The organism is Mycobacterium sp. NPDC006124, assembly GCF_040614235.1.
Classification (GTDB): Bacteria; Actinomycetota; Actinomycetes; order Mycobacteriales; family Mycobacteriaceae; genus Mycobacterium.
In genome coordinates, this window is the sequence record NZ_JBEXUA010000003.1 from 46,298 (window position 1) to 63,656 (window position 17,359).

The 17,359-nt window shown below is 70.1% G+C and carries 18 protein-coding genes; 14 read left to right on the forward strand and 4 right to left on the reverse strand.

What is annotated here, in order from left to right:
* Positions 1-78: 78 nt before the first annotated feature.
* Positions 79-1,086, reverse strand: a complete 1,008-nt coding sequence (locus ABZ195_RS07085) for a LacI family DNA-binding transcriptional regulator (protein WP_355216198.1) — start codon at positions 1,084-1,086, stop codon at positions 79-81.
* A gap of 174 nt (positions 1,087-1,260) precedes the next feature.
* Between ABZ195_RS07085 and ABZ195_RS07090 the strand changes: the two genes are divergently transcribed.
* Genes ABZ195_RS07090 through ABZ195_RS07110 form a run of 5 tightly spaced genes read left to right on the forward strand, consistent with a single transcriptional unit; the run spans position 1,261 to position 6,215 of the window.
* Entirely contained in the window at positions 1,261-2,286 is a 1,026-nt protein-coding gene (locus ABZ195_RS07090; RefSeq protein WP_355216199.1) for a zinc-dependent alcohol dehydrogenase family protein, read from the forward strand.
* Complete coding sequence (locus ABZ195_RS07095; protein ID WP_355216201.1) at positions 2,283-3,308, forward strand: class I mannose-6-phosphate isomerase; 1,026 nt, start codon at positions 2,283-2,285, stop codon at positions 3,306-3,308. The genes ABZ195_RS07090 and ABZ195_RS07095 overlap by 4 nt, the downstream gene beginning before the upstream one ends.
* Positions 3,305-4,069 carry an ATP-binding cassette domain-containing protein gene (locus ABZ195_RS07100; RefSeq protein WP_355216203.1) on the forward strand — a complete coding sequence of 255 codons (765 nt, stop codon included), beginning with the start codon at positions 3,305-3,307 and terminating at the stop codon, positions 4,067-4,069. The genes ABZ195_RS07095 and ABZ195_RS07100 overlap by 4 nt, the downstream gene beginning before the upstream one ends.
* Positions 4,066-5,160: an ABC transporter permease gene (locus ABZ195_RS07105; RefSeq protein ID WP_355216204.1), complete on the forward strand. Its 1,095-nt coding sequence runs from the start codon at positions 4,066-4,068 to the stop codon at positions 5,158-5,160. Before ABZ195_RS07100 ends, ABZ195_RS07105 begins: the two co-directional genes overlap by 4 nt.
* On the forward strand, positions 5,157-6,215 hold the full coding sequence (locus ABZ195_RS07110; RefSeq protein WP_355216206.1) for an ABC transporter substrate-binding protein: 1,059 nt from the start codon (positions 5,157-5,159) through the stop codon (positions 6,213-6,215). Before ABZ195_RS07105 ends, ABZ195_RS07110 begins: the two co-directional genes overlap by 4 nt.
* A 92-nt stretch (positions 6,216-6,307) precedes the next feature.
* Here ABZ195_RS07110 and ABZ195_RS07115 read toward each other — a convergent pair whose 3' ends face one another.
* Complete coding sequence (locus ABZ195_RS07115; RefSeq protein ID WP_355216207.1) at positions 6,308-7,150, reverse strand: class II fructose-bisphosphate aldolase; 843 nt, start codon at positions 7,148-7,150, stop codon at positions 6,308-6,310.
* A gap of 85 nt (positions 7,151-7,235) precedes the next feature.
* On the opposite strand from ABZ195_RS07115, the gene ABZ195_RS07120 reads away from it, so the two are divergent.
* From ABZ195_RS07120 to ABZ195_RS07140, 5 genes are all read left to right on the forward strand, one after another.
* Entirely contained in the window at positions 7,236-8,483 is a 1,248-nt protein-coding gene (locus tag ABZ195_RS07120) for an FGGY family carbohydrate kinase (RefSeq protein WP_355216209.1), read from the forward strand.
* Positions 8,480-9,253 (forward strand): DeoR/GlpR family DNA-binding transcription regulator, encoded by a 774-nt coding sequence (locus tag ABZ195_RS07125; RefSeq protein WP_355216211.1) that lies wholly within the window; start codon positions 8,480-8,482, stop codon positions 9,251-9,253. Before ABZ195_RS07120 ends, ABZ195_RS07125 begins: the two co-directional genes overlap by 4 nt.
* Complete coding sequence (locus tag ABZ195_RS07130; RefSeq protein WP_355216213.1) at positions 9,250-10,179, forward strand: 1-phosphofructokinase family hexose kinase; 930 nt, start codon at positions 9,250-9,252, stop codon at positions 10,177-10,179. Before ABZ195_RS07125 ends, ABZ195_RS07130 begins: the two co-directional genes overlap by 4 nt.
* A 30-nt stretch (positions 10,180-10,209) precedes the next feature.
* The gene (locus ABZ195_RS07135) at positions 10,210-10,959 is read left to right on the forward strand and encodes a deoxyribonuclease IV (RefSeq protein ID WP_355216215.1); all 750 of its coding nucleotides are present in this window, start codon (positions 10,210-10,212) and stop codon (positions 10,957-10,959) included.
* Between the two features lie 89 nt (positions 10,960-11,048).
* The gene (locus ABZ195_RS07140) at positions 11,049-12,131 is read left to right on the forward strand and encodes a phosphatase PAP2 family protein (RefSeq protein WP_355216217.1); all 1,083 of its coding nucleotides are present in this window, start codon (positions 11,049-11,051) and stop codon (positions 12,129-12,131) included.
* On the opposite strand, the gene ABZ195_RS07145 is transcribed toward ABZ195_RS07140, so the two are convergent.
* Both ABZ195_RS07145 and ABZ195_RS07150 read right to left on the reverse strand, forming a co-directional pair.
* Positions 12,102-12,443 carry a cupin domain-containing protein gene (locus tag ABZ195_RS07145; RefSeq protein ID WP_355216219.1) on the reverse strand — a complete coding sequence of 114 codons (342 nt, stop codon included), beginning with the start codon at positions 12,441-12,443 and terminating at the stop codon, positions 12,102-12,104. The genes ABZ195_RS07140 and ABZ195_RS07145 overlap by 30 nt on opposite strands.
* Before the next feature lie 32 nt (positions 12,444-12,475).
* Positions 12,476-13,135 carry a hypothetical protein gene (locus ABZ195_RS07150; protein WP_355216221.1) on the reverse strand — a complete coding sequence of 220 codons (660 nt, stop codon included), beginning with the start codon at positions 13,133-13,135 and terminating at the stop codon, positions 12,476-12,478.
* 153 nt (positions 13,136-13,288) lie between these two features.
* Here ABZ195_RS07150 and ABZ195_RS07155 point away from each other — a divergent pair, with 153 nt between their 5' ends.
* The 4 genes from ABZ195_RS07155 to ABZ195_RS07170 are packed head-to-tail and all read left to right on the forward strand — an operon-like array spanning position 13,289 to position 17,358.
* Positions 13,289-14,917, forward strand: coding sequence for an acyl-CoA dehydrogenase family protein (locus ABZ195_RS07155; protein WP_355216223.1), 1,629 nt, complete (start codon positions 13,289-13,291; stop codon positions 14,915-14,917).
* Positions 14,914-15,852: a crotonase/enoyl-CoA hydratase family protein gene (locus ABZ195_RS07160; protein WP_355216224.1), complete on the forward strand. Its 939-nt coding sequence runs from the start codon at positions 14,914-14,916 to the stop codon at positions 15,850-15,852. The genes ABZ195_RS07155 and ABZ195_RS07160 overlap by 4 nt, the downstream gene beginning before the upstream one ends.
* 16 nt (positions 15,853-15,868) lie before the next feature.
* Complete coding sequence (locus tag ABZ195_RS07165) at positions 15,869-16,591, forward strand: PaaX family transcriptional regulator C-terminal domain-containing protein (protein ID WP_355216997.1); 723 nt, start codon at positions 15,869-15,871, stop codon at positions 16,589-16,591.
* Complete coding sequence (locus ABZ195_RS07170) at positions 16,588-17,358, forward strand: crotonase/enoyl-CoA hydratase family protein (protein ID WP_355216226.1); 771 nt, start codon at positions 16,588-16,590, stop codon at positions 17,356-17,358. The genes ABZ195_RS07165 and ABZ195_RS07170 overlap by 4 nt, the downstream gene beginning before the upstream one ends.
* The last annotated feature ends 1 nt before the right edge of the window (position 17,359 follow it).

The following is a 17,359-nucleotide window of genomic DNA, read 5'->3' on the forward strand; positions in this document are numbered from 1 at the left end:
CGTGCATCGAGTGTGCTGGGAGATCGCGAATTCCCGCCCGAACGCGATCCCACAGCACACCCGATGCGTGGGAGGGGGCTAGTGGCCGGCGTGGACGGTGTCGCCTGGCATGGCACACGACGTCCGCGTCACCAGCGAGACGGGTAGCACCGTGCGTCGGCGCATCTTGCGGTCGGGGTCGTCGAGGCGGTCGAAGAGTCGCTCGACGGCGAAGCGCCCCATCTCGTCACCGTCCTGGTTGACGACGGTGATGGCCGGGCGCAGGGCCGCGGCGGTGGGGAAGTCGCCGAAGCCGATGACGGCGACGTCGCTGCGGCCCAACGCCTGCAGTGCCGACACGACCGACACCGTGCAGCGGGCGTTGGACGAGAACACCGCCGTCGGCGGGTCGGGTTCGGTCAGCATGCGGCCCAGCACCGCGGTCACGGCGTCGGCGTCCACGGCGCCGAGATGGACGAGGCCCTCGGGCAGGGGCAGGCCCGCGTCGTCCAGCGCCTCCCGGCACCCCTGCAGACGAAGGACCCCGGTGACGACGTCGTCGCCGACGAAGGCCATCGAGCGGTGCCCGTGCTCGACCAGGTGCGCGGCCGCCTCCCGTCCGCCGCCGACGTCGTCCTGCACCACCGCGTCGGCGGTGAGCTTGCCGGGCATCCGGTCGACGAACACCAGCGGCGCGCGAGCCTGCCAGGGCTTGAGGAAGGACATGTCGGGGCCGACGGGGCAGATGATCATGCCGGCGACCCGCCGATGCAGCAGCGCCTCGATCGACTGCTGCTCGTGCGACGGCTCCCATCCGACGCTGGTCACGATGACGGCGACGCCGCGCCGGCTGGCCTCCCGCTCGACCGCGCTGATGATGCCGGCGAAGAAGGGGTCGGCGACGCCGGGGACCGCCACGCCGATGGCCGCGTCGCGACCGGTGCGAAACGTCACCGCCAGCATGTTGGGTACGTACTTGAGTTCCTCGATGGCCTGCTCGACGCGCTGACGAACCTCGGTGGAGACGTATCGGTCGTTGTTGACCACGCGGGACACGGTTTTCGCGCTCACGCCAGCGCGCGTCGCCACGTCGCGCATCGTCGCCATCGGTCGTCCTCCCGGTTCGGGTCGGGACAGTATGTCATCGATGTCAGAAAAGGCGCGTCAGTTTCTCTGACACCGGTGACATGAGCGTCGAAGTGGCGTACCGTCACGCGTCGAAGCAGTCACGAGAGTGACGCAGGTAACAGCGACGAGGCAGGGAAGAGGCGGAGCCGACCGATGAAGGCCGTGTTCTACGAGGGCCCCAAGGCGTGGTCGGTGACTGAGGTCCCCACCCCCGAGGCGGCCCCCGGTCAGGTGCGCATCAAGGTCGACCAGGTCGGGGTGTGCGGTACCGATCTGCACATCCACGAGGGCGAGTTCGGTGCGGTGTTCCCGCTGATCCCCGGGCACGAGGTGGTCGGAGTGGTCGACCAGTTGGGCGCCGGCGTCACCCGGTTCCGGCTGGGCGAACAGGTCACCGTCAACCCGAACGTCTACTGCGGGCAGTGCCCGTACTGCCTGGCCGGCCGGCTCGGTCAGTGCGAGTCGATGCTGGGATTCGGCAGCAACTTTCCCGGCTTCTTCGCCGAATACGCGGTCGCCGAGCACACCCTGGTGTTCTCGGCCGAGGGGCTCGACAAGGACACCGCGGTGTTCTGCGAACCGACGTCGTGCGCCATGCACGGCCTGGAGTCGCTACGGATGCGGCCCGGCGGCAGCGCGCTGGTGCTCGGCGCGGGCCCGACCGGTCTGCTGCTCGCACAATTGATCGCAGCCGGCGGTGCCTCGTCGGTCACCGTGGCGGGGCCAAGCCAGTTCAAGCTCGACACCGCACGGGGCCTCGGCGTGGACAAGACCGTCCGGATCGCGCGCGACGACCCCGACGCCAACGCCGCCACGCTGCTCGCGGCCTCCCCGCACGGCGACGGGTACGACGCCGTCGTCGAAGCCACCGGGTCACCCGTCGTCGGGGACATCTGCGTGCCCCTGACCCGACGCGGGGGCACGGTGCTGATCTACGGGGTCACCCGTGCCGACGATCTGGTGCGATTCCACCCGTTCGACGTGTTCCGGCGCGAGATCACCATCAGGGGATCGTTCGCCGAGATGACGTCGTTCGGGGCGGCCATCGACGCGTTGCGCGGCGGCCGGGTGCGCACCAGCGGCCTGATCACCCATCGGTTCGGTCTCGACGACTATGGCCTGGCGTTGCAGACGCTGCGCGGTGACTCGGCCGCGCACAAGGTGGTGATCGAACTGTGAGGCCACAGCCACAACTGTTGCCGCCGAACGTGATCGAACACTGGTATGCCGGTGGCCCCGCCTTGGCCGCATGGCGGGGGCTCGCGCCGGTGGGGGAGCGCTCGCCCGAGGAGTGGATCGGCGCCACCGTCGCCCGCTTCGGCGACGCCGAGCACGGCCCGGCCACGCTGGCCGACGGCACCCGCCTCGTCGACGCCGTGCGCGCGGACCCCGGAGGCTGGGTGGGCCGCACCGACGCGACGCCGGGTGACACCGGTGTGCTGGTGAAGCTCCTCGACGCGGGGCAACGACTTCCCGTGCACGTGCACCCCACTCGGGACTACGCGTCACGTCACCTCAGCTGCGCTTACGGCAAGACCGAGGCCTGGTACGTGCTCGCCGCCGGCCCCGATGCCGCGGTGTGGGTGGGGTGGCGTGAGGCCGTGACGCCGCAACGCCTCCGCGACCTCGTCGCCGACCAGGACGCCGAGGCGATGCTGTCGCTGATGCACCGGGTCCCCGTCGTTCCCGGGGACGGTGTGCTGGTCCCCGGCGGCACACCCCACGCCATCGGTGCGGGCATCCTGCTGATCGAGGCGCAGGAGCCCACGGATCAGTCGATCTTGTTGGAGCGCACCAACACCGAGGCGTCGGATGCCGAGGTGTTCCTCGGACTGGACCGCGACGTCGCACTGTCCGTGGTCGACCGGACCGCGCTCGCGGATCCGGCTCGGCTCCAGTGTCATGCGCCCGCCGAATCCGCCATGGTGGTGAACGTGCTTCCCGCCGAGGCGGATCCGTACTTTCGGATGGTGCTCGTCAGCCCCGGGGTCGACGTGCCGGCCGGGTTCGCCGTCGCGGTGGTGCTGGCGGGTGCCGCGATGCTGACCCCGGACCACGGGGATCCGCTGGAGGTGACGGCCGGGCAGACCCTCGTCGTCCCCGCGGCGGCCGGGGGCTGGCGCGTCGACGGCGACGCCCGGTTGCTCGTCTGCGGACCCGGTACGACATGGCCACCACGACGGCAGGAGGGCAACCCGTGACCGCACTGCTCGAGGCACGCGGCATCTCGCGAAGCTTCGGCCACGTCCGCGCGCTCGACGGCGCCGACTTCGACGTCGAGGCCGGCGAGGTGGTCGGTCTCGTCGGCGACAACGGTGCCGGGAAGTCGACGCTCATCAAGGCGCTCTCGGGCAGCCTCGAACTCGACGAGGGCGACATCTACTTCGACGGTGCCCCCGTGCACTTGACCAGTCCGCGCGACGCCAACGACCTCGGCATCGAGGTGGTGTATCAAGATCTCGCGCTCGCACCGCACCTGAACCCCGTGCAAAACGTCTTCCTCGGACGGGAGCTCGACCGCAAGGGCCTGCTCGGCCGGTTCGGATTCATGGACGAGAAGGAGATGCGCCGCCAGGCCGCCGCATCGTTCGCCGAACTGGGGGCGACGGTGCGCTCGCTCAACACCGCCGTCGGGTCCATGTCCGGCGGGCAGCGTCAAGGCATCGCCATTGCGCGCGCGATCGCCTGGGCGAGCAGGGTCGTCATTCTCGACGAGCCGACCGCGGCCCTGGGCGTGGTGCAGACCAAGAACGTGCTGGAGTCGGTGAAGCGGGTGCGCGACAAGGGTATTGCGGTGGTGTTCATCAGCCACTCGATGCCGCACGTGCTGGAGATCTGCGATCGCATCCAGGTGTTGCGGTTGGGCCGCCGGGTCGCCACCTACCGCGGAGACGACACCACGGTGGAGACGTTGGTGGGCGCGATGACCGGCGCCCTCGACGGACGGGAAGGTGCGGCATGAGTACGGTCGCGAATCAACCCACGGTGGCCGTGTCCGGGGGCGACGACGGTGACGAGTCGCTCCTCAAACGCCTGCTGAGCCTGCAGGCGATCTGGATCCTCGGCGTGCTGATCGTCATTTGCGTGGCGTTCTCGATCGTCGCGGGCGATCGCTTCCTCTCGGCCGGCAACTTCTCGCTGATGTCGCAGAACGTCGCGGTGTGGGCGGTGCTCGGCGTGGGCATGACGTTCGTGATCATCACCTCGGGCATCGACCTGTCCGTCGGATCTGTGCTGGTGTTCTCCTCGGTCGTCGCGGCGAAGGTGATGGCGGCGATGGGCGGCAACGGTCCGGGTGTCGCCGCCGCCGGCCTGGTGGCCGCGGTGCTCAGCGGGACGGCCTGGGGTGCGGTCAACGGCATCTTGGTCGCCAAGGCCAGAGTGCCCGCGTTGATCGTGACGCTCGGCACGCTCTCGGTGGCGCTCGGATTGGCACAGGTGCTCACCGGCGGCATCGACATCCGCTCGGTGCCAACAGAACTCACCGACTTCAGCGCCTACATCAAGGTTCTCGGCATTCCCGGGCTGCCGTTCGTGGCGCTGATCGTCGTGATCCTCGGGGCAATCCTGCTGCACCAGACGAGGTTCGGTCGCTACACCTACGCCATCGGCTCCAACCAGGAGGCGGCCCGCCGTACCGGCATCAAGGTGACCCGCCACCTGATCGCCGTCTACGCCCTGGCGGGCACCCTGGCCGGATTCGGTGCGTTGTTGTCGCTGGCCCAGTACGGCACCACGACGATCGCGGGCCAGTCGTTGACCAACCTCAACGTGATCGCCGCGGTCGTCATCGGTGGCACCTCGATCTTCGGCGGCGAGGGCACGGTCTTCGGCACCCTCGTCGGGCTGTTCATTCCGGCGGTGCTGCAGTCGGGATTCGTGATCATCGGCGTGCAGCCCTACTGGCAGGGCGTCGCGGTCGGCTCGGTGCTGATCGCCGCGGTCTACGTCGACCAGTCCCGGCGGGCCGCCGCGATGCGCAGCGCACGTTCTCGAAACCCCCTCAACCGCAGGGGGTCCCCGCGAGGTTCGCAACGAAGGGAAAGTCCATGAACCGAAACCGTCTCGTGTTCGTCGCCAGTGTCATGACGCTGGCGTTGCCGATGGCCGCCTGTACGTCGTCCAAGCCCCAGTCCGAACCGAGCGGCACGTCCACCGGCGGGTCGGCGGCATCTTCGTCGGCCGCGCCGCAGGCGGCGGTCACCACCGTGACCGCGCCGCCGAAGGCGAGCAAGGAGTACGACATCGCTCTGCTGCAGGGCGTGGTCGGGGACCAGTTCTACATCACCATGCAGTGCGGCGCGCAGGACGAGGCGGCCAAGCTCGGCGTCAAGGTGAACACCCAGGGCCCGCAGAAGTTCGACCCGACGCTGCAGAAGCCGATCCTCGACTCCATCGTCGCGAGCAAGCCCGACGCGCTGCTGGTGGCGCCGACCGACGTCCAGGCCATGCAGCAGCCGCTGCAACAGGCCGCGGCGGCGGGCATCAAGGTGATCCTCGTCGACACCACGACCACCGACCCGTCCTTCGCGTCGTCGGCGATCTCCAGTGACAACGAGGGCGGCGGCGCAGCGGCTTTCGACGCCATCAAGCAGTTGCACCCCGACGGCGGCAAGGTCATGGTGATGGGTCTGGAGCCCGGCGTCTCCACCACCGACGCGCGCGCGAAGGGCTTCGAGGACGCGGTCAAGGCCGACCCGAAGTTCGACTACGTGGGCGTGCAGTACAGCCACAACGACCCCGCCACCGCGGCGCAGTTGATCGGCGCGCAGCTTCAACGCGATCCCGATCTGGTCGGCGTCTTCGCAGTGAACCTCTTCAGCGCCGAGGGCTCGGCCACCGGCATCAAGCAGGCGGGCAAGAGCGGCCAGGTTCAGGTCGTCGGATTCGACGCCGGCCCCAACCAGATTCAGGCGTTGCGGGAGGGCACCGTGCAGGCGCTCGTCGCCCAGGATCCCGGCGCCATCGGACGATTCGGCGTCGACGAAGCGGTGACCGCGCTCGACGGTGGTACGAGCACGCCCAACGTGCAGACCGGATTCACGATCATCACCAAGGACAATCTCGACGGGCCGGGTGGGGCGGCGGCCTACAAGTCCAACTGCTGACCGTCGCCGCGCCGAGTGTGAACTCTTGTCACGCCATCTCACGTTCTGCGTGGCAGAAGTCCACACTCGGCGAGGGGTGGGAAGAGGGTGTGCTAGCGGCTGACGACGTCGAGCAGGTGGGCGACGGCGTCGGCGACCGCGGTCCGTGCCGATCGTAGGGCCTTGCGCGGGTCGACGGCGTCGTCGGCGGCCAAGGCCGACCGCACCGCGCCGGTGTAGGCGACGTTCAACGCCGTCCCGACGTTGACCTTCACGATGCCCGCGCGCACGGCGGCGCGCAGCGTGTCGTCGGGCACACCCGAGGAACCGTGCAGCACCAGTGGCACGGTCAGCGTGTCGCGCAGGGCCGCAACGAGTTCCAGATCCAGTTCGGCGGTCTGAGTGGTCATGGCGTGCGAGCTGCCGACGGCGACGGCGAGCGCGTCCACCCCCGTGGCGGCGACGAACTCGGCCGCCTGCCGTGGGTCGGTGCGCACGCCGGGAGCGTGGGCGTTGCTCACCTGGCTGTCCTTGCCGCCGACGTAACCGAGTTCGGCCTCGACGGTCAGGCCCTGGCCCTGCAATCGGGCGGTCGCCTCGGCGGTCACGGCGACGTTGCGGTCATAGGGCAGGGCGCCGCCGTCGACCATCACCGACGAATATCCTGCGGCGGCCGCCTGCTCCCACAGGTGCGGCGCCTCGACGTGGTCGAGATGCAGGCCGACCGGGACGGCGGCGTCGAATGCCAAGGCCGCCAGCGCGGCACTGAGCGGGCGCAGTGAACCGTGAAACGCCACCGTGTTCTCGCTGACCTGCAGGATGACCGGGGTGGCGGCGCGCTGGGCGCCGGCGACGATGCCCTCGCCGTGTTCGAGGGTGACGACGTTGAAGGCGGCCACGCCGCTGCCGTTGGCGGTGGCCGCACGCAGCAGTTCGGCCGTGGTGACCAGCGGCATGGAGGCTCCCGTCGGGGCTTGACTGATGTCCAATCAAACGCAACCATATCCAGATAGATCCAATTGGGCAATGGCGGGGAGAGCGATGACGGCGTACGCCGGGCTGGACGTCGGCACCACGTCGAGCAAGGCCGTCGTCTACGACGCCGACGGGCGCGTCCTGGGCACCGGCCGGGCAGCCACCACGTGGGAGACGACCGCCGACGGCACCGAGATGAGCGCGGAAGCGTTGTGCAGCAGCGCCGTCGACGCCCTCAGCGCCGCGGCCGAGGCTGCCGGAGTCGAGGTGTGCGCCGTCGGCGTGACGTGCATGGGGGAGTCCGGTGTGCTGGTCGACGCCCGGGAACGGCCGCTGGCCCCCGTGATCGCCTGGCACGACGACCGCGACGGCGACGAGGTCGCCGACCTTGCCGCGACCATCGGTGTCGAGGACTTCGGCGGTGTCGCGGGAAAGCCTCTGCGCGGCCAATTCTCGCTGACCAAGCACCGCTGGCTGCTGCGCCACGCCCCGGTGACCCGCGAGGCGACGACCCGCTTCGACGTGGGTGGTTGGGTGGTGCGTCGACTCGGTGGCGACGTCGTGATCGAACTGTCGCTTGCCGGTCGTACCGGATGGCTCGACGTCGCCGCCCGCGATTGGTGGGACGAGGCGCTCGAGTGGTCGGGTGCCGAGCGCCGACTGATGCCACCGCTGGTGGCCGCCGGAACGCCGGTCGGCGTCGTCGGCTCCGACGCGGTCAGCCCGCTGCTGCGCGGCGCGGTGCTGACCTTGGCCGGGCACGACCATCAGGCCTCGGCTCTCGGCGCCCACGCGACCGGCCAAGGGCACGAACTGGATTCGTCGGGCACCGCCGAGGCGCTGGTGCGCACCATCACGACGGTGCCGTCCCGGGCCGACGTCGCGCGTCTGGCCCTGGCGGGCATCACCACCGACCCGAGCATCGAACCCGGCCGCTGGAGCCTGCTCGGCGGCACGGAGGGCGGGCTGGCGCAACTGCGTGCCCTGGAGCGCCTCGGCGCCGACGTGGCCGACGCGGACGCCGCCGCAGAGGCCGGTACCGAGCCGGGCGCCCAGTGGCGCTCGGTGGTGGCCACGGCCGCCGACGAGGCACTCGCGTTGCACCGCGCCATGGACGACGTCGTGGGGCCCGCGGTGCGCGTCGTCGTGACGGGCGGATGGCGGCACAGCGCGGAGGTAATGCGCGCCAAGCGATCTCGATTCGGACCCCTCGAGGTGTCGAGTGTCGAGGAGGCCGGCGCCCTCGGTGCGGCGACCCTGGCGGCTCGGGCCTGCGGCGAACTCGGCGCCGACGACCACCTGGGCCGGCCGTGACCAGGACGTGGTTCGCCGACGAGCGGCACACCGAGATCCTGCGGTTACTCGAGACCGATGGCCGCGTCGAGAGTTCCTCGCTGACAAAGCGATTCGGCATCAGCGCCGAGAGCGTGCGCAAGGACCTCGCCCTGCTGGAGGATCGGGGTTCGCTGCGACGGGTGCACGGCGGCGCGGTGCCGTGCGAGCCCAGTCGCGCCGAACCGCACGTCGCCGACCGCGGCGTACGCCTGGCGGAGAAGTCGTCGATCGCGCGCCGCGCCCTGCGATTCGTGCCCGACGGCGGATCGCTGCTGCTCGACGCCGGGTCCACGACGCTGCGGCTGGCCGAGATGCTGCCGACCAACCGCGGGCTCGTCGTCTACACGAACTCCTGGCCCGTCGGCGCGGCCCTGCACGCACGCGGCGTCGAGGTGGTGGCCCTGGGCGGGCGGATCCGGCCGGCGACCATGGCCGCCGTCGGAGTGCTCGCCGGCCAGGCGCTGGCAGGAGTCAACGTCGACGTCGCCTTCCTCGGCACCAACGCGCTGTCCTTCGACCGCGGGCTGACCACCCCTGACGCCGACGAAGCCGACGTCAAACACCGCATGCTGGCCGCGGCGAGGCAGCGGGTCTTCCTCGTCGACTCCGGCAAGTTCGGGCACGTCAGCCACGCCAGGCACGCCACCCTCGACGACGTCGACGTCTTGATCACCGACGCCGGACTCACCGCCGCGCACCGACGGCGGCTTCGCTCCGCGGGTGTCACCGTCGAGGTGGCCGACCGATGATCGTCACCGTCACGCCCAACCCCAGCCTCGACCGCACCCTGCACCTGCCGCTGCTCGAACCGGGCGCCGTCAACCGCGCCACCACCACGATGACCGAACCCAGCGGCAAGGGCGTCAACGTCGCCCTCGCGCTGCACGGGGTCCACGTGCCGGTGCGTGCGGTGCTGCCCGTCGGCGGCGGTACCGGGCGCGAGATCGAATCGGCGCTGCGACACGTGGGTCTGGACGTCGTGGGCGTGCCGATCACGGGTGAGGTGCGCAGCAACGTCTCCCTGGTCGAGGCCGACGGCCGCAGCACCAAGGTCAACGAACCCGGTCCCACGGTGACCGCCGACGAAGTCGACGCCCTGTGCGCCGCGGCGCGGACGGGGGAGCGGGTGCTGTGGGCGGGCAGCCTGCCCACCGGATTCACCCCGACCCGGCTCGCACGCGCGGTCGCCGAGGCCCGCACCGCGGGTCGCTGGGTGGCGGTGGACGCATCCGGCCCGGTGCTGGCGGCGGTGCTGGCCGACCCCGTCGGGGTGCCGCACCTCGTCAAGCCGAACGCCGACGAGCTCGCCGAGGTGCTCGGGGTGGAGTTGCTCACCGTCGGCGACGTGGTGGTCGCCGCGCGCAGCCTGCTCGACCGCGGCGTGCGAACGGTCCTGGTGAGTCTCGGTGGGGCCGGTGCCGTGCTCGTCGACGCCGACCTGCCCGACGCGCTGCACGGAACCGCCCCGGCGCGGCGGGTGGTGAACACCGTCGGGGCGGGGGACGCGTTCCTGGCCGGCTACCTGGCGGTACCTGGTGGCGGACCCGACGCGTTGGCCAGTGCGCTGCGCTTCGGGGCCACGGCGGTCGAGCACGACGGCACGCTGCTGGGCGTGCCGGATCCGCGTCGGCCGGTGCACGTCGAGCCGGCCAGGGCCGACGCACCGCTGGCCTGAGGTGTCGGTCACCGGACCTAGACTGGCGCCGTGCTGATCGGATCGCATGTCCACGACGACGACCCACTGGCCTCCGCCGCGGCAGAGGGTGCCGAGGTGGTGCAGTTCTTCCTCGGAAACCCGCAGAGCTGGAAGAAGCCCAAGCCGCGCGAGGACGCCGAGGCGTTGCGGGCGTCCAGCGTGCCGCTCTACGTGCACGCTCCCTACCTGATCAACGTGGCGTCGGCCAACAACCGCGTTCGCATCCCGTCGCGGAAGATCCTGCAGGACACCTGCGACGCCGCGGCCGACGTCGGGGCGACGGCCGTCATCGTCCACGGCGGTCACGCCGACGACGAGGACATGGAGGCCGGTTTCGAGCGGTGGGTCAAGGCGCTGGACGCCTTGAAGACCGACGTGCCGGTGTACCTGGAGAACACCGCCGGGGGTGACCATGCGATGGCGCGTCACTTCGACACGATCGCGCGGCTCTGGGATCACATCGGCGACAAGGGAATTGGCTTCTGCCTCGACACGTGCCACGCATGGGCGGCCGGTGAGGCCCTGGTCGACGCGGTAGAGCGGATCAAGTCCATCACCGGTCGCATCGACCTGGTGCACTGCAACGACTCACGCGACGCCGCCGGTTCCGGTGCCGACCGGCACGCCAACTTCGGCACCGGCCAGATCGACCCCCAGTTGCTGGTCGCCGTGGTGAAGGCCGCCGACGCGCCGGTCATCTGCGAAACCGCCGACGAGGGGCGCAAGGACGACATCGCGTTCCTTCGGGAGAATGTCTGAGGTTCGGCCCATCGGTTAATCTCGGATGAACGGAGGGTTGACGAACGTCAACTAGGGAACTCCTACCCTTTCCACCGCGAGAGGTTCCCGTGTCCCTACTCGACGAGTCGTCACCCGAGGTCCTGGCCCAGGCCGAGGCGGCGGCCGGCTCCCGCGCGCGTCGGCTGCGCGTCGCGCGTCGGCTCGCAGTGGCGGTCTGGGCCGGCGCCGTGGTCGTTCTGACGGTGACCCGGGGCATCGCGTTCAACCGGGAGTTGCTGTTCCTCTACATCGTCACCGGTCTGGCCGCCGCGAGCATCGGGCAGGGTCGCCGGGTTCTCTACGTCGTGCGGGACTGGTTGCCGTTCGCGCTGGTGCTGGTGGCATACGACTTCAGCAGGGGTGCGGCCACGCTGATCGGGCGCCCCACGATGTGGCACTGGCAGGCCGATGCCGACCGCTGGTTGTTCTCCGGCGTCATGCCGACGGTGTGGCTGCAGGAGCGCTTGAAGATGTTCGACCCGCCCGGCTGGGAGGTGGTGCTCAGCACCGTCTACATGTCGTTCTTCGTCCTGCCCTACGCCGTGGCCGCGGTGCTGTGGCTGCGCAACCGCGAGGAGTGGAAGGCGTTCGTGCGGCTGTTCGTCGGCCTGTCGTTCACGGGGCTGGCGATCTATGCGCTGTTGCCCGCCGCACCACCGTGGGCGGCGGCGAGGTGCACCCCCGCAGACGTCGCCGCCGGGCCGTCGTCACCGCGGTGCATGTTCACCTCCGGGCGGGGCGTTCCCGACGGCGGTCTGCTCGGCACGATGACGCCCAGCCACGACGGCGCCAATGCCTGGGTGGAGCGCATCGTGGGCCGGGGCTGGGACGGCATGCACCTGCACACGGCCAGCGCGCTCATCGACCAGGGGCAGGCCAGCGTCAACCTGGTGGCGGCGATTCCGTCGCTGCACGCAGGCCTGACCGCCGCGGTGTCGGCATTCCTGTGGCCCAGGGTCGCTCGCCGTTGGAGGCCCCTGCTAATCGCCTATCCGGCGCTGATGGCGTTCACGCTGGTGTACACCGCCGAGCACTACGTGGTCGACGTGCTGCTGGGATGGGCGCTCGCGGCGGTCGTGGTTGCCGTGCTGCACCGCTACGAGGCCCGGCGAACCCGCGTCTCAGCCCCCGGCGAGGTAGACCTTCCGTAGCGTCTCGGTCACCGTCCACACGGTCTCGGCGCCGGCGGCGAGCCGGACGAGGTCACCCGGGCCGAGCTCCAACTTGTCGCTGCCGCCGGCGAATTCGACGGTCGCGGCACCGGAGATCACGACGAACACCTCGTCGGTCTCGACGTCGTTCATCACCCCGGGCGACATCTCCCACACGCCGACCTCGAGCCCGCCGAACTGGTCGACGGCGGTCGCGGCCGTCGTCGGCTCACCGCGGACCGACTGCTCGGCGGGGACCGGCTCGTGGTCGAGATCGATGACGGCGGCGTGGATGACGGAGTTGGGCTTCATCGGCCAAGTATGGGTCGACGCCCGATCCGTGCTTACGACACCGTCAAGTAGCCCTCGCCCGAGTAGACCCAGCCGTCGCCACCGGTTTCGGGAATTCCCCCGAGATGGCACCAGTCGTTCGCGCACGGTTCGAGCACCGGCAGCTTGCGGCCGGCGGGCAGGAAGAAGGGCGCCGCCAGCCGGTTGCCCTCCGGGGCGTCGTATACGTCGGCATTCTTGTTGACCGTGGCGGTTTGCCCGCCCTGTGTCGGGCTGCCCGTGCACACGAGTGGCTCAGCCGAGTTCCATGGTCCCGGGTCCCACAAATGGACCGGGATCGGGGTTCCGGTCGAATTGCCCCTGGCAATGCCGTCATCGCCGATCGTGCCCGTGAAATGGGCTGTGCCCTTCCCGTCGTTCCACGTGATGACGACGTCGACGTTGCGGCCGTCGACGCTGCCGCTCGCCTTGCCATAGGTGCCGTTGGTTCCGCTGGGAGGGACGGTGACAGCCCCCGGTCCGAGCGTTGATCCCTTGGCGTTGACGGTAGTGGTGGTCGTGTAGGGCCCGAAGTTCTGTTGGAGCCGTAGGTAGTCGCCGTTCACGGTGCAGGTGTCAGCTCGTGCAATGGGCATGGCCACGAATCCAGCTGCGCCGAGCGCGGCAGCCGACATGACGACGGAGAGCAGTCTTCGGGTAGCTGTGGTGGACATTCGTCTTCCTCTCGGCTCTTCGATGCCGGCGGGCATCGCGAGGGCACTGACGCTAAGGCCGGTCTGCACGGGAAGAAATAGGGTGTTTCCCTAGACCACCACTCCTTCGTTACGAACCTTGTGCGGTTGTCGAGAAAATGTAACAGTGGACGGATGTCAGACACGCACGTCGTCACCAACCAGGTCCCGCCGCTGGAGGACTACAACCCCGCGACGTCACCCGTGCTCGCCGAGGCCCTCATCCGCGAGGGCGGCCAGTGGGGTTCCGACGAGGTCGCCGAACTGGGGGCGCTCGGTGGTTCTCAGCAGGCCCAGCGGTGGGGCGAGCTGGCCGACCGCCACCAGCCGACGCTGCGCACCCACGACCGCTACGGCCACCGCGTCGACGAGGTCGAATACGACCCCGCCTACCACCAACTGATGACCGTCGCCGTCGGTCACGGCCTCCACGCGGCACCCTGGGCCGACGACCGGCCGGGGGCACACGTGGTGCGCGCCGCCAAGACGTCGGTGTGGACACCGGAAGCCGGACACGTCTGCCCCATCTCGATGACCTACGCCGTCGTCCCCGCGCTGCGGCACAACCCGGAACTGGCCGCGCTCTACGAGCCGCTGCTGACCAGTCGCGCCTACGACCCCGAGTTGAAGATTCCCACCACCAAGGCCGGTCTGACCGCGGGCATGTCGATGACCGAGAAGCAGGGCGGGTCCGACGTACGCGCCGGCACCACCGAGGCGACGCCAAACGGTGACGGCAGCTACTCCCTGCGGGGCCACAAGTGGTTCACCTCCGCTCCGATGAGCGACGTGTTCCTGGTTCTGGCGCAGGCCCCCAACGGTCTCAGCTGCTTCTTCCTGCCGCGGGTGCTGCCCGACGGCACCCGCAACCGAATGTTCCTGCAGCGCCTCAAGGACAAGCTGGGCAACCACGCCAACGCCTCGAGCGAGGTCGAGTACGACGGCGCCACCGCCTGGTTGGTCGGCGAGGAGGGGCGCGGGGTGCCGACCATCATCGAGATGGTCAACCTCACCCGGCTGGACTGCACGCTCGGCAGCGCCACCAGCATGCGCACCGGGTTGGCCCGCGCGATTCACCACGCCCAGTACCGAAAGGCGTTCGGCGAGTATCTGATCGACCAACCACTGATGCGCAACGTGCTCGCCGACCTGGCCGTGGAGGCCGAAGCCGCCACGGTGCTGGCGATGCGGATGGCGGGCGCCACCGATGCGGTCACCCGCGGCGACGAGCGCGAGACATTGCTGCGCCGGATTGGCCTGGCGGCCGGGAAGTACTGGATCTGCAAGCGCGCCACCCCGCACGCCGCAGAGGCGATGGAGTGCCTGGGCGGCAACGGCTACGTCGAGGAGTCGGGCATGCCACGGCTCTACCGCGAGGCACCGCTGATGGGGATCTGGGAGGGCTCGGGCAACGTCAGCGCCCTGGACACGTTGCGCGCCATGGCGACTCGGCCCGAGTGCGTCGACGTGCTGTTCGACGAGCTGAGCCGCACGGCGGGACACGACCCCCGGCTGGACTCGCACGTAACGGCGTTGCGCGCAGAGCTCGACGATCTCGTGACCATCCAGTACCGGGCGCGCAAGATCGCCGAGGACATCTCGCTGGCCCTGCAGGGTTCGCTGCTGGTGCGCCACGGACATCCGGCAGTCGCGGAGGCGTTCCTGGCCAGCCGGCTCGGCGGCCAGTGGGGCGGTGCGTTCGGCACGCTGCCGACGGGCCTGGACCTCGCGCCGATCATCGAGCGGGCGCTGGTGAAGGGGTGACCCACGCCATCAGGCCCGTCGACTTCGGCGACCTCAAGACGATGACCTACGAGGTCACCGACCGGGTCGCCCGCATCACCTTCAACCGGCCCGACAAGGGCAACGCCATCGTCGCCGACACCCCGCTGGAACTCTCGGCGCTCGTCGAGCGAGCCGACCTCGACCCGAACGTCCACGTCATGCTGATCTCCGGCCGCGGTGCCGGGTTCTGCGCGGGCTTCGACCTGTCGGCCTACGCCGATCGCACGTCCTCGGCGGGCGGTACCGGCGGGTACAAGGGCACGGTGCTCGACGGCAAGACCCAGGCGGTCAACCATCTGCCCGATCAACCCTGGGACCCCATGGTCGACTACCAGATGATGAGCCGGTTCGTCCGCGGCTTCGCCAGCCTGATGCACGCCGACAAGCCCACGGTGGTCAAGATCCACGGCTACTGCGTGGCCGGGGGCACCGACATCGCACTGCACGCCGACCAGGTGATCGCCGCGTCGGACGCCAAGATCGGCTATCCGCCGATGCGCGTGTGGGGCGTGCCCGCCGCCGGACTGTGGGCACACCGGCTAGGCGACCAGCGCGCGAAACGCCTTCTCTTCACCGGGGATTGCATCAGCGGTGCCCAGGCCGCCGAGTGGGGACTCGCCGTCGAAGCGCCCGAGCCCGAAGACCTCGACGATCGCACCGAGCGTCTGGTCGAACGCATCGCCGCGATGCCGGTCAACCAGCTCATCATGGCCAAGCTGGCGTTGAACACCGCGTTGTTCAACCAGGGCGTCGCCACCAGCAGCATGGTCAGCACGGTCTTCGACGGCGTCGCACGGCACACGCCGGAGGGGCACGCCTTCGTCGCCGAGGCCACCGCACGGGGCTTCCGTGACGCCGTGAGGTCCCGCGACGAGCCGTTCGGCGACGCCGGCCGCACGACGTCGGGGGTCTGACCCGATGGCTCGCACGTTGGCCCGGCTCACCGCCAGGTCCGTCGTGTTGAGCGTGCTGCTCGGTGCCCACCCCGCCTGGGCGTCGGCATCCGAATTGATCACCCTGACATCCGATTTCGGCATCAGGGAGCCGACGCTGCGGGTGGCGTTGACGCGGATGGTGGGGGCCGGTGACCTGGTGCGCTCCGCTGACGGCTACCGGCTCTCGGACCGGCTGCTCAGCAGGCAGCGGCGACAGGACGACGCGCTCGACCCCAAGCTGCGTCCGTGGGACGGCACGTGGTCGACCCTCGTGATCACCAGCGTCGGCACCGACGCCAGGACCCGGGCTACGTTGCGAACCACGTTGCACGACAGACGATTCGGGGAGCTCCGCGAGGGGGTTTGGATGCGACCGGCCAATCTCGACCTACGGTTGACCGGCGATCTGCGGGACCGGGTGCGGGTGCTGCACGCGCGCGACGACGACCCGGCCGGACTGGTCGCCACGCTATGGGATCTGCCCGCCTGGGTGGCCGTCGGCCGCCGCCTGCTCGCCGAACTGGCCGACGCCGAGGACGTCCCGGCCCGGTTCGTGGCCGCCGCGGCCACGGTCCGACATCTGCTGTCGGACCCCGTGCTGCCCCGCGAATTGCTGCCCCCGGAGTGGCCGGGCGCAGCACTGCGGCAGGCCTACCACGACTTCGCCGCCGAACTGGTGGCACGACGCGACGACACCCAACTGATGGAGACGACATGACCCATTCCGGCGGCGTGCGCGTGGAGCGCAACGGACCCGTCACCACGGTCATCATGAACCGGCCGGAGGCGCGCAACGCCGTCAACGGACCGGCCGCGGCCGGCTTGTACGCCGCCTTCGAGGAGTTCGACCGCGACGACGACGCCTATGTCGCCGTTCTGTGGGGGGACAACGGAACCTTCTGCGCCGGAGCCGATCTCAAGGCCTTCGGCACGCCGGAGTCCAACCCGGTGCACCGGACGGGCCCCGGACCGATGGGACCGTCGCGGATGACGTTGTCCAAGCCCGTCGTCGCCGCGGTGAGCGGATTCGCCGTGGCCGGTGGACTCGAGCTCGCGCTGTGGTGTGACCTTCGAGTGGTCGAGGAGGACGCCGTCTTCGGCGTGTACTGCCGCCGCTGGGGCGTGCCCCTCATCGACGGTGGCACCGTCCGGTTGCCTCGGCTCATCGGGCACAGCCGTGCGATGGACCTCATCCTCACCGGGCGCAGCGTCGACGCCGCCGAGGCGTTCGCGATCGGACTGGCCAATCGCGTCGTGGCACCCGGGCAGGCGCGCCAGGCCGCCGAGGCGCTCGCCGCCGAACTGGCCGCACTTCCCCAGCAGTGTCTTCGGGCGGACCGACTCTCCGCGCTTGGTCAGTGGGGCATGTCGGAGACCGAGGCCATGGACGTCGAGTTCGGCAGCATGTCGCGGGTGGCTGCCGAATCGCTCTCGGGGGCCAGACGATTCGCCGACGGTGCCGGCCGCCACGGCACCAAGGCCTAGG